We start from the raw sequence: 12,052 nt of genomic DNA, 5'->3' as shown, positions 1-12,052 counted from the left end.
ACGGCGCTGGAGGCCCAACCGCCGGTACCGGCGGCCGGCTCGACCGGAATACCACAGGCAGCACGAGTGGACAGACAAGCCAGCCGCCGAACAAATGCGACCCCGCGCAGGCGGCCAAAGACAATTCTTCGACAAATCAGAACAATGCGTCGGCGGGTTGCATGAAGTGACTGCAAAAGATTGATGCGGCATAGTCGAGAGCGGAGCGGGCTGGAGGGCCTAGCTGCTCTCACAAATGGAGAGCGAAAAGTTCGCGTGCCGCTGAAACCCGGGTGCTGCCTTAATCGTTAAGCTGCGACCAAACTCACAGCGAGGCACTTCGATGACCGGAAATCCAAAAAAAGCGCCGGATATCGGCTTCGAGAGTGGTCCCGCCGGGGGATGGGGATCGGCCAAATCCGTCGGCGAGATTCTCGTCCGTGAACACGTTCCCCTGTCCGGCCCGTCTCTCCTGAGGCAGCAGAACAAGCCGGAAGGCTATATGTGCGTCAGTTGCGCATGGGCGAAGCCCGCAAAGACCCATCCTCTGGAGTTTTGTGAGAACGGTGCCAAGGCTACGGCGTGGGAGACGACCAGCCGCCGGGCCGACAGATCTTTCTTCGACGCCCATACGTTGACAGAGCTTGAGAGCTGGCCTGATCACGATCTCGAAGAACAGGGGCGCCTGACGCATCCCATGCGCTGGGATCCGGTCGAAGACAAATACGTGCCGGTGGCCTGGGAGGCGGCGTTCGAGGAAATCGGCCGCGAATTGCGTTCCGCGCAGCCGGAGAAGGTGGAGTTCTACACCTCAGGTCGCGCCTCGCTCGAAACGTCCTACATGTACCAGCTTTTCGCGCGGATCTTCGGCAGCAACAATCTGCCGGATTCCTCCAACATGTGCCACGAGAGTTCGTCGGTCGCTCTGCCGGAAAGCATAGGCGCCTCGGTCGGCACGGCGATCCTCTCCGACTTCCAGAACTGCGATTGCATCTTCTATATCGCCCAGAATGTCGGGACATCGTCGCCGCGCCTGCTTCACGATCTGCAGGATGCAGTCGATCGCGGCGTCAGGATCGTGACGTTCAACCTTCTTCGCGAGCCGGGGCTCGAGCGGTTCGTCAATCCCCAGGCCATCGGCCAGATGCTGACAGGTAAGGAAACGCCGATCTCCTCGAATTATTATCAGGTCAGGAACGGTGGAGACATTGCCGCCTTGTTCGGGATCTGCAAGGCGCTCATTCAAGCCGACGATGCCCTTCACGACGCTCATGTCACCAAGGTTTCAGGCTCGGACGGAGAGCCTGCCGATCCCTCGGACGCCGCAACGGTTGCCTTTGCGGCATCGGTCGCCGCAGCGGACAAGAAACATATCCTCGACCACGATTTCATCGCCGCACACACATCCGGTTTCGAGGAATTCGCGGCGGCGGCCCGAAATTACCAATGGGAAGAGATCGAGCGTGTCTCGGGCCTGAGCCGCCAGCAGATGGTCGAGGCCGCCCGTATCTACGCAGCCTCCGACGCCGTGCTGACGGTATATGGCATGGGGCTGACGCAGCACATCATGGGTGTGCAGAACGTTCAGATGGTGGTCAACCTCGCTCTCCTGCGCGGCAATATCGGCAAGCCCGGCGGCAATATCTGTGCGGTGAGGGGGCATTCGAACGTGCAGGGCCAGCGAACCGTCGGTATCACCGAAAAGCCCGGCCTGGTACCATTGGACAAGCTCGCGGAACTCTATCACTTCGATCCTCCGCGTTGGCAGGGGCACACGACGGTCGAGTCCTGTCGATCCATCCTTGATGGAGAAACCCAGGCCTTCATCAGCCTCGGAGGCAATTTCCTGCGGGCGGCCCCGGAGACCGTCGCGATGGAGGCTGCCTGGCGCAAGCTGCGACTGACGGTGCAGATCGCCACCAAACTCAACCGAAGCCATGTCATTCATGGAGAAATCGCCTACCTGCTTCCCTGTCTCGGACGCATCGAAATCGACGAGCAGGCAAGTGGTCCGCAGGCTGTTTCGATGGAGAGTTCCGTGGCGCATTTCCACGGTTCCCGTGGCAAGGCGAAACCCGCAAGCTTGGAACTTCTTTCCGAACCGGCGATCATCGCCGGAATAGCCAAGGCAACGCTGACGAGGGGCGACGTGCCCTGGGACCGCTGGGTGGACGATTATGCGGAAATCCGCGACGCAATCGAACGGACCTACCCGGAAACGTTCAAGGACTTCAACAAACGCCTCTTCCAGCCCGGAGGCATTCCGCGCCCACTGCCGGCGAGGGAGCGAAAATGGGTCACCAGAAACGGCAAGGCGAATTTCATCACGCCCGATCGGCTCTTCCCCGAACTTCCGGCGGAAGCAATGGCCGAGGATGTTCTCCATCTCGCCACCCTGCGCTCAAACGACCAGTTCAATACGACGATCTATGGCTATAGCGATCGCTTTCGCGGCGTGAACGGGACCCGCCAGGTCTTGTTCATGAATACCGAGGACATCTCCCGGTTCGGCTTCAAAGACGGAGAGATGGTGGATCTTGTCACCGCAATCGATCCGCAAACGCGGCGAGCCGTTTCCGGTTTCAGGATCGTTGCCTACGATATCCCCAAGGGTTGCTGCGGGGCCTATTATCCTGAAACCAATCCATTGTTCCCATTGAGCTATCACAGCCGGCAATCGAAGACGCCGTCCTACAAGCTTCTGCCCGTGCGGATCCGTCGGTCGGACCAAATGCATGTCGTTTGAGGAGTGTCAGCTGGGAGGTGAGGATGTTGCCGGCTGTCTCAAACAAGAGCTTTGGCTTGTTTTTCAGTGCCGGGTTTTTGTTGGCAGCGCTCACGGGAGCGATCGGCCTGGGCTGGCTGCGGGAGCCGCGGCAATATCGGACCGATCCTCCGATATCAGCCGCGCTCGAGGGCTTCCGGTTGATGCCGAACGCGATCGGCGGCGCTCCCCCCGAAGTCTATTTCGCGCTCGGCAAACCCTATGAGGGCACGGCATACGACCTCAGCCAAGGCAAGCGCCTTTATTCCTGGTTCGGTTGCGCATCGTGCCACGGCGAAGGAGAGGGCGGGGCAGGACCAGCCTTCCTCGATGGATGGTGGCTCTACGGACCATCCATGGTCTCGATCGTCGCCTCCATCCGGGATGGCCGTCCGCATGACATGCCGGCATTTCGCGACAAGATGACGATCGATCAGATCTGGCAACTCGCCGGATACGTCAAAAGCATAGGTGCCTATTCTGCCAAGCTGACTGCTCCCAGCCGCAACGACGCTCCGCAAACCCGACCGGCGGAAAATCGTGCTCCGGCGGCGATCCTCTTCAACGAGGGGTCGGCCTCCGTCCACCCCGACCAGGGGCCATCGCCTTGAAAGCCGCCCGGGCCGCCCTTCCAATTTCCATGCTTCTTTCGGGATGTGGCGGCATTCAGTCGGCGCTCGATCCTCAAGGTCACTCGGCGATCCTTCTCAGGGACCTGATCCTTGTCATCGTCGCGATCTGTTCGCTGGTGTGGCTCGCGGTGATGATCGTATTGGTCTGGGCGCTTTTACGCCGCCGCGACCGGGAGCCCGGCGATGGCCAGGGCTCCGATCGTGGCATGAGGATCTGGGTATCGGGAGCCGTTGCGGCGACCGTGCTGATCATCAGCGGCCTGACGATCGGCAGCTTCTATACGACGCGTGGTCTCAATGGGGCGAAGAACCCCGACGTGACGATCCGTGTCCGCGCCCAGCAGTGGTGGTGGCAATTCATCTACGAAGATACCGACCCGGCGCGCAATTTCCAGACAGCCAACGAACTCCATATTCCTGTCGGAAAAGAGGTCCGCGTGCGGCTCGAAAGCGTCGATGTCATTCATTCCTTCTGGGTGCCCAGTCTGGCCGGCAAGTTGGATCTTATTCCCGGGCGGGAGAATGTCTTGACCTTTCGGGCCGAGCGCTCGGGTGTCTACCGCGGTCAATGCGCGGAGTTCTGCGGGTTGCAGCACAGCCACATGGCTTTCTTCATCATTGCGGAGAGCGAGGAAAGCTATCGGCAATGGGCCGGCGCCCAGCGGCAGAGCGGCGCGGAGCCGGTTGAAGCCGAAACGAGCGCCGGCAAGGCGGTATTCGCGGCAAGGCAATGTGCGGCCTGCCACACGATCCGGGGAACCGCCGCCGCCGGTACGACAGGTCCGGATCTCACCCATATCGGCAGCCGCCGCACCATTGCGGCAGGGTTGCTCGAGAATACGCGGGGCTCTCTCGCCGCATGGATTGCCGATCCGCAGACGCTCAAGCCCGGAAACAACATGCCGATCGTCCCGCTTTCCAGTGATGAGTTGCGGCAGCTTTCCGCCTATATGGAAAGCCTCAAATGACGATCGAACCGGGGAGATCAGCGGCGACGGACGCCGGTCCCAACGAGGCCGAACTCGAGAGGCGGCTTACACAGACATGGTCCTCGCAACGGGGCTTTTGGGGCGCCGTCGCGTCAGTGGACCATAAAGTCATCGCGCGACGCTACATTGTGACCGCACTCGTGTTTCTCGCTCTCGGCGGTCTGCTGGCTCTGGCGATGCGCATTCAACTGGCGCGGCCGGAAGCCCGCTTCATCGATGCGGACCGCTACAACCAGATCTTCACCATGCACGGCTCGAACATGATGTTCCTGTTCGCCGTGCCGGTGATGGAGGCCATGGCGGTCTACCTCGTGCCTTTGATGGTCGGCACGCGCAACATCGCTTTCCCGCGGCTCAACGCTTTTTCCTATTGGATATTCCTCGCCGGCGGGTTGCTGCTGTGGATCTCCTTTGCGCTTGACACCGCGCCGGATGTCGGATGGTTCGCCTATGCGCCACTCTCCGGCCCGGAATACGGGGCCGGCAAGCGCGCCGACATCTGGGCGCAGATGATCACGTTCACGGAGTTGTCGGCACTCGCTATCGCGGTCGAAATCGTCGTCACGGTGCTGAAGCAGCGCGCGCCAGGCATGTCGCTCGACCGAATACCCTTGCTGGTCTGGTCCATGCTCGTCATGGCATCCCTCGTCATCATGGCGATGCCAGCGATCATGTTTGCAAGCTCGACCCTTATCATGGATCGGCTCGTCGGAACGCAGTTCTACAACCCCGCGGAAGGGGGCGATGCGCTGCTCTGGCAGCATCTGTTCTGGTTTTTCGGCCATCCCGAGGTCTATATCATCTTCCTACCTGCCGTCGGCATGGTTTCCACCATCCTGCCGACTTTCGTCCGGCGCCCCATTTTCGGTTATCTCCCCTTGGTGATGGCGCTGATAGCAACCGGCGTCCTGGCGTTCGGGCTGTGGGTGCATCATATGTTCGTGGTCGGCTTGCCTCGGCTTGGCGAGAGCTTTTTCACGGCGTCGAGCATGGCCATCGCCATTCCGGCAGGCATCCAGATCTTCTGCTGGCTGGCCACCTTGTGGGCGGGGCGCCCGGTCTTCAAGGTGCCACTGCTCTTCCTGATCGGCTTCATCGTCACGTTCGTGATCGGTGGCCTGACGGGCGTAATGGTTGCATCGGTGCCGTTCGACAGCCAGGTCCACGACACGTATTTCGTCGTGGCGCATTTCCACTACGTGCTGATCGGCGGCGCCGTTTTTCCGTTGATCGCCGCGATCTACTACTGGTTTCCCAAGATGACCGGCCGAATGATGAGCGAAAGGCTGGGACGATGGGCGTTCTGGTTGATCTTCATCGGCTTCCACGTCACCTTTTTCCCGATGCATATTCTCGGCCTGCAGGGCATGCCGCGTCGCATTTATACCTATCAGCCGGACCTGCCGTGGGGGACGCTGAACCTGTTCGTCAGCCTCAGCTCCGTCGTCCTGTCTTTGGGCTTTCTCATCTTCTTCATCGATATCATCCGAAGCTGGTCGTCCGGCAGACCAGCGGGCGAAAATCCATGGAATGCATCGACGCTCGAATGGGCAACGGGATCGCCGCCACCGCCCTACAATTTTCGCGCAATTCCGGTCGTCGACACGCGCGACCCCCTCTGGTCGCAACCGGATGAACTGCCGGTGACATCCGGCCTCAGAAGCGATCGCCGCGAACTTTTGATCAGCAGCGTCGTTGAAGCCCTGCCGGAGGCACGCGAGTCGTCGCCGCAGGATTCGGTGTGGCCCTTTTGGGCGGCGATCGCCACATCGATCATGCTGATCTGGTCGATCTTCTCGCCCTGGGCCATTGTCTGGGGTTCGGTCCCGATCGCCGTCACGCTGATCGGATGGTTTTGGCCGAAGGGTGCCGCGGAGGACGAGTCATGAAGGAGCGGATGATCCTGGACGTTTCGAGATTGCCATTGCACGCTACGGGAACCGCAAGCCCGACATGGTGGGGCACCTGCGCTTTCATGCTCATCGAAGGCTCGGGTTTCGGTCTGGTGATCGCGATCTATCTTTACCTGATGAGCCTGGCACCACATTGGCCGATCGACGCTCCTCCGGCCGACCTGTGGGCGGGGACATCGCTAACGGCGATGCTCCTTGCCAGCGTCGTGCCGAACATATGGGTATCTCGCTGGGCGCAGCAACGAAACCTGAAGAAGGTTCGGCTCGGGCTCGTCCTGATGTCGTTCTGCGGGATGGCGCCCCTCGTATTTCGTGCGTTCGAGTTTCCGGCTCTGCATGTGCGCTGGGATGACAGCGCCTATGGCTCCATCACCTGGACGATACTTGGCCTTCATACCGTGCATATCCTCACCGACCTCGTCGATACGCTGGTGCTGGCCTGCCTGATGTTCTCCCGACATGGCGACAATGCCCGCCGGTACGGAGACGTCGAAGACAATGCACTCTATTGGCACTTCGTCGTCATTACCTGGCTTCCTCTTTATGCCTGCATCTATTGGGTGCCACGACTATGAACCTTGAAACAGTGAAATATGGCGGACGGGGCGCCGGCCGTCTGGGCGGTCAACATGCAGCTCGGCCAGATGCTTCCCTATGTGGATTGCAGACGCGAGACGTCCTGGACGCTCACTGCAACATTTGCAGCAGCTTTCCTGGCCGCCGCCGGCGCGCTGAGCTCCTCCTGCGGTCACGCCGTCACCGTATCGCGGATGATGCTGTTCATCAGCAGACTGAGCGCACTTGTCGGCTTTGCATTCGCCTTCCCGCTTCTTCTGCAGGGGGCAGCGACTTTGCTGCTGAGCGCATGCGAACGCTGATCGCGATCATGCTGTTTCCGGTGTTGACCAGCTTGGCAGAAGCTCACGACGGCGCACCCCACGGTTCGACACTCCCATGGACCTTCGACCCATGGATCGTCACTCCGATCGCTCTTGCCGGCGTTCTTTACGCCCTAGGCTCGGTCAGGCTGCTGCGGCGGTCGAACAGCCGGTGCTTTTCTGCCCGCTCCCGCATCGCCTATGGATGCGGATGGATGACGCTTGTGGCGGCACTGGTCTCCCCCTTGCATTTTCTCGGGGAACATCTCTTCACCTTCCATATGATCGAGCATGAACTCATCATTGCGGTTTCGGCGCCGCTTCTCGTTCTTGCCCGGCCGATCGGCCCGTTGCTCTGGGGGCTGCCGAGAGCGATCCGGCATGGAATACGGATGGTCATGAAGACGAGTTTCGTCGAAAGGGCCTGGCGTGCGACCAGTTCAGGAGCGGCCGCAACCATCCTGCACGGCCTCGCCATCTGGGTCTGGCATGCGCCGGTCCTTTTCGATGCAACCGTGACCAACATCCTGCTTCATCGGCTGCAGCACCTGAGCTTCTTTCTGGCGGCGGTGATTTTCTGGTGGTCCATGATCTGGCGAAGCGACCGGGGCATGGCGTCCTGGCACCTGTTCCTCACCATGCTGCATACCAGCGTTCTCGGTGCCTTGATCGCCCTTTCTCCCCGACTCGCCTACGTGTCGCAGACAAGGAGTGCCACTGATTGGGGCCTCACGCCGCTGGAGGATCAGCAGCTCGCGGGTGTTCTCATGTGGGTGCCGGGCGGTATCATCTATGCCGGCGCTGCGCTGGCGATGCTGGCGCTGTGGATTGCCGGCTCAAGCAGGGGAGGCCTTCATGCAAGCCGCTTCCACTCGTCCTGAGTTCCGCTTTGTCCAGCTGGGGGCGGTCGTCCTGGCTCTGCTGCTGGCGGGGATCGGGGCCAATCTTGTCAAGGACAGGGAGCAGCGTCGCGCCGTGGCAGTTGCGATGACAGGCGGCAATCCGTCGCTGGCTCCGGTTATTTTCCGCAGATACGGATGCGGCGGCTGCCATACTATTCCCGGAATTTCCGGCGCGGAGGGAAAGGTCGCCGGGCCGCTCGTCGATCTGCGGCAGAGGATCTATGTCGGCGGCGGCGTCAACAATACGCCTGAGAACCTTGTCCGGTGGATCGTTTCGCCGCAACGCTTTTCGCCCGGGACGGCGATGCCGAGAAGCGGCATTTCTGAAGCCGAGGCGAGGCATCTGGCTGCTTATCTTTACGCGCAATGATGGTTTCCGGCCAGCAGCGGGCATGTTGCCCAAAAACGTCCGGCCTCCTGATATGTCGCTCTTCGCTCCCAAATAAGCCGCTGCCGCAAGCACCAGACGACGGTTGCCGCGCCTGCGGCGGCCATCAGATCGGTCGGCGATCGAAACAAGATCATGTGAGACGGCAGCAAATCAGTGGGGGAACACCGCGGTCGCATCTGTGCTACCATTTATCACTGTTCGAAGCGGAAAGTTCCAATGCCCCTCCAGCGTGTCAGCTTCTATGTGCTCCTCATCCTCGTCACTGTCGGATTCGTTGCCGTCGTCCTGCCCTTCTATTCCGCGATTTTCTGGGCCGTCGTCCTCGCGATCATCTTCTTTCCCGTTCACGCTCGCATGGAGTTCTGGCTGGGCGACCGGCCGAATACCGCTGCGGCACTTTCCGTCCTGATCTGCCTTTGCGTCGTCATCATTCCCGGGCTGATTGTCCTCAGTTCGCTCGTTCAGCAGGGCAATCTTGTCTATGAACGCATCGATAACGGTGAAATCGACGTGCGGCGGTTTCTCCACCAATTGCAGGAGGCCCTGCCCACCTTCGTCCGGGACAGAATTCAGGCGCTCGAACTGAACGGCTTCGACACGTTGCGGGATCGCATTTCCTCGGCACTGATGCAGGGCGGCGGTTTCTTCGCCGGCCGGGCTCTGAGCCTGGGCCAGAATACCCTACAATTTTTCGTCACGTTCGGGGTAATGCTCTATCTTTTGTTCTTCATGTTCCGGGATGGGCGTCTCCTGGCCCGGAACATTCGCACGGCGCTGCCCCTGAGTGACGCCCATACCCTCCGCTTCACCACCAAATTCACTTCGGTCGTCCATGCGACGGTCAGAGGCAATATCATCATTGCGATCATCCAGGGCTCGATCGGAGGGGTCGCATTCTGGGCTCTCGGCGTGGAGCCGGCTTTGCTGTGGGGTGTGCTGATGAGCTTCCTGTCGCTATTGCCTGCGGTAGGAGCGGCTTTGATCTGGGTGCCGACGGCGGTTTACCTCATACTTGTCGGATCATGGGCGAAGGCGATTGTGCTGATTGCCGTCGGCGTGCTTGTCATCGGTCTTGTGGACAATCTGCTGCGGCCGCCCTTGGTGGGAAAGGAAACCAAACTTCCCGACTATGTCGTGTTGGTCTCGACCATCGGCGGCATTTCGCTTTTCGGGATAAACGGCTTCGTGATCGGTCCATTGATTGCTGCTCTCTTCATCTCCGCCTGGGGAATATTTGCGGAGGAGCAGGGCAGATCCAAGGCCGGAGAAGGATAGGCAAGGCGCCCCGATGCTATTCCTGCAAGCGTGCCGCCACCCGTCCGCCGGGGCTTCACGAGGGATTGCCGGTAAATGCAGGACGGCAGAGACGCCGTCATCGGGGCAGCCGCGCCTCCATCTCGCCCGTCTTCGCCGTGCCGCTTCTGTTTGGTTATAGGAGCGACAGGGAAGCAGGGATCACAGGCTGTGTCCCGTCCTATGGTCGTTTTCGATACGTGTGACGCAGCCGACAACCTTTGCCATCAGGAGATCGAAGTCGACCGGCTTGGTGAGATAAGCCTCGGCACCGCCCTGGAGACCCGACAGCATGTTTTCCCGGTCGGCAAGCGCTGTCAGCATTATGAATGGCGTCCGCGCAAACTCGGGATAGTTTACCTGGATTTCAGCCAGAAGCTCATGGCCGTTCATGACGGGCATGGAGATATCGCAGATGACGAGATCAGGCCATTTCGCGATGAGCATATCGAGACCTTCCCTCCCGTTCGAAGCCTGGAACGTCTTGAAGCCGGCGTCCTCCAGTTCTTCCACCAGGATCTGCCGAAGTTCCGTCTCGTCGTCGATGCAGAGGATACTGATCATTGCTTCACTAAGCCGATTGCTTCATTTCGTCGAGCGGCAACTCGACCGTGAACGTCGTACCCTTTCCCAGCACGCTTCGGACCGAAACGGACCCTCCATGCAATTCGACGATTTCCTTCACGATATTGAGACCGATCCCCGTTCCGGCGATTCCGGTGGCGCTACGCGCGCGAAAATAGGGCTCGAACAGCTTTGGCAGGTCGTCTCCATCCATGCCGATGCCGGAGTCGGCAACGCTGACCAGAACCCGTCTGCCCTCCTTCCATCCGCTGACATGGATGTTCGAACTGAAGGGCGAATACTTTACCGCATTGGACAACAGATTGGAGAAGACCCGTTCTATCGCGGTTCCATCAATCATCTGCAGTGCCGGAAGTGCGTCGAGATCGTGGCTGATCGTGTGGCTCTTGCTGATTTCCGCCCGGCTTTCGATGCATTGGCGAAGAATCGCACCTAGCGAAACGGCTTCCTTGTTGATCGCAATGGTTCCCGTTTCCAACCGTCCGGCGGCGAGGATACTTTCCATCAGCTCGACCATCCGGGCGACGGCGCCCTTGATCTGCAGAGCCTTGTCCTCCAGGAACTGCGGTGTGACGGCCGCCTTTGTCCGGGTGAGCCGCTGAGCCGCTCCATCGATCACGGCCAAAGGCGTCCTGAACTCGTGCGAGATCATCGCCACGAAGCGGCGCTGCAGCGCGTTGATTCCCCGTTCATGCTGGAGAAGGCGATCCAGCTCGACATTCTTTTCCTGAACTTCCGCTGTCCTGGCCTGCACGACCTTTTCCAGTTCGTCCCGATGCTGGCGCAGTCTACGTTCGCTGGACTGAAGCGCTTTGAGGGCAAGCTCGCGGTCGTGGACGTCCTCAAGGAGGCCATACCAGCGGACGACCTCGCCGTTCGCGTCGAGCCGAGGTGCCGCGCGGTTCCGATACCACCGGTAGCGTCCTTTCGTCGTCCCGATCCTGTAGATCATGTCGAACGAAGCGCCGGTCTTAACCGCGGACTCCCATTTCGCAACCACCTCAGGCAGGTCCATCGGATGCAAAGTCTTCTCCCATCCGCGCCCCAGCGCTTCGCCGATCCCTCGTCCGGAAGCGTTCTGCCAGCCCGGACCAACTTCGACGACGTTTCCTTTCGCGTCGGCGACCCACGGTGTTTGGGGATGCAGCTCGACGAGGGAGCGATAGTGTTCCTCACTTGCCCGCAGAACCTCCTCGGCGTGACGAAGTTCGGTGATGTCGGAAATGACGACAATGAGGACTGGCTTTTTTCCTTCAGGCACCGGTACGAAGGACCGTCGCTTGTGGGTGAGAAGCGTCCGGGTCGAACCATCCGGCCCGGTGACCTGCTCCTCGAATAGCCGTTCCTCGCCGGTCGTCAGCACTTCCGCGTCCACCTTCTGGATTCGTTCGGCTTCGCAGGCCGGCAGGAAGTCGTGATCGGTGCGGCCAAGCACGTCCTCAATATTGAGGTTGAACATCTCGCACGCCTTGCTGTTGAGGAACAGGAAACGCGATGTGGCGTCCTTGATGATCGTGGGTCTTGGCGCCCCCTCGAACAGGTCTCCCAAAAGTTCGCGGTGAGATGTCGGCAGAACAGGTCCGATGGCAGGGTCACGGTTCATTTCGCAGGCGTCCATTTGCACTCGCGCAATTTGATGGTTGCCTAATATACAATCCGAGCGTTACCGAATGCTGAACCGCCGTACCGGAGCAGCGTCTTCTCAGGGCAGGAGCGGCGCGGCAGG

The 12,052-nt window shown here is 60.3% G+C and carries 11 protein-coding genes; 9 read left to right on the top strand and 2 right to left on the bottom strand.

Translation table 11 applies throughout. The features are described 5' to 3' along the window. The first annotated feature begins 322 nt into the window (after positions 1-322). From DMO26_RS08440 to DMO26_RS08400, 9 genes are all read left to right on the top strand, one after another. A complete protein-coding gene (locus DMO26_RS08440) occupies positions 323-2,725 on the top strand; it encodes an FdhF/YdeP family oxidoreductase (protein WP_117191599.1) in 2,403 nt (800 codons plus the stop codon). Between the two features lie 23 nt (positions 2,726-2,748). After that, positions 2,749-3,354, top strand: a complete 606-nt coding sequence (locus DMO26_RS08435; protein ID WP_117191598.1) for a c-type cytochrome — start codon at positions 2,749-2,751, stop codon at positions 3,352-3,354. Positions 3,355-3,383: 29 nt separating this feature from the next. Further along, a complete protein-coding gene (gene coxB, locus DMO26_RS08430; RefSeq protein ID WP_117191597.1) occupies positions 3,384-4,343 on the top strand; it encodes a cytochrome c oxidase subunit II in 960 nt (319 codons plus the stop codon). Continuing rightward, positions 4,340-6,253, top strand: a complete 1,914-nt coding sequence (ctaD, locus tag DMO26_RS08425; protein WP_117191596.1) for a cytochrome c oxidase subunit I — start codon at positions 4,340-4,342, stop codon at positions 6,251-6,253. The genes coxB and ctaD overlap by 4 nt, the downstream gene beginning before the upstream one ends. Beyond that, positions 6,250-6,852: a cytochrome c oxidase subunit 3 gene (locus DMO26_RS08420; protein ID WP_117191595.1), complete on the top strand. Its 603-nt coding sequence runs from the start codon at positions 6,250-6,252 to the stop codon at positions 6,850-6,852. The genes ctaD and DMO26_RS08420 overlap by 4 nt, the downstream gene beginning before the upstream one ends. 18 nt (positions 6,853-6,870) lie before the next feature. Beyond that, positions 6,871-7,155: a hypothetical protein gene (locus tag DMO26_RS08415; RefSeq protein WP_117191594.1), complete on the top strand. Its 285-nt coding sequence runs from the start codon at positions 6,871-6,873 to the stop codon at positions 7,153-7,155. Next, a complete protein-coding gene (locus DMO26_RS08410; RefSeq protein ID WP_117191593.1) occupies positions 7,143-8,036 on the top strand; it encodes a cytochrome c oxidase assembly protein in 894 nt (297 codons plus the stop codon). Before DMO26_RS08415 ends, DMO26_RS08410 begins: the two co-directional genes overlap by 13 nt. Continuing rightward, positions 8,011-8,427, top strand: coding sequence for a c-type cytochrome (locus DMO26_RS08405; protein WP_117191592.1), 417 nt, complete (start codon positions 8,011-8,013; stop codon positions 8,425-8,427). Before DMO26_RS08410 ends, DMO26_RS08405 begins: the two co-directional genes overlap by 26 nt. A 237-nt stretch (positions 8,428-8,664) precedes the next feature. Next, the gene (locus DMO26_RS08400) at positions 8,665-9,723 is read left to right on the top strand and encodes an AI-2E family transporter (protein ID WP_117191591.1); all 1,059 of its coding nucleotides are present in this window, start codon (positions 8,665-8,667) and stop codon (positions 9,721-9,723) included. Positions 9,724-9,903: 180 nt separating this feature from the next. On the opposite strand, the gene DMO26_RS08395 is transcribed toward DMO26_RS08400, so the two are convergent. Both DMO26_RS08395 and DMO26_RS08390 read right to left on the bottom strand, forming a co-directional pair. Beyond that, positions 9,904-10,305, bottom strand: coding sequence for a response regulator (locus DMO26_RS08395; RefSeq protein WP_117191590.1), 402 nt, complete (start codon positions 10,303-10,305; stop codon positions 9,904-9,906). Between the two features lie 7 nt (positions 10,306-10,312). Next, entirely contained in the window at positions 10,313-11,929 is a 1,617-nt protein-coding gene (locus DMO26_RS08390; protein ID WP_162894774.1) for a sensor histidine kinase, read from the bottom strand. Positions 11,930-12,052 lie beyond the last annotated feature (123 nt).

It is taken from the genome of Rhizobium terrae, assembly GCF_003425685.1.
In the GTDB taxonomy this organism is placed as follows: domain Bacteria; phylum Pseudomonadota; class Alphaproteobacteria; order Rhizobiales; family Rhizobiaceae; genus Neorhizobium; species Neorhizobium terrae.
Note: the sequence above shows the minus strand (reverse complement) of the source record. Positions and strands in the feature narration are given on the sequence as shown.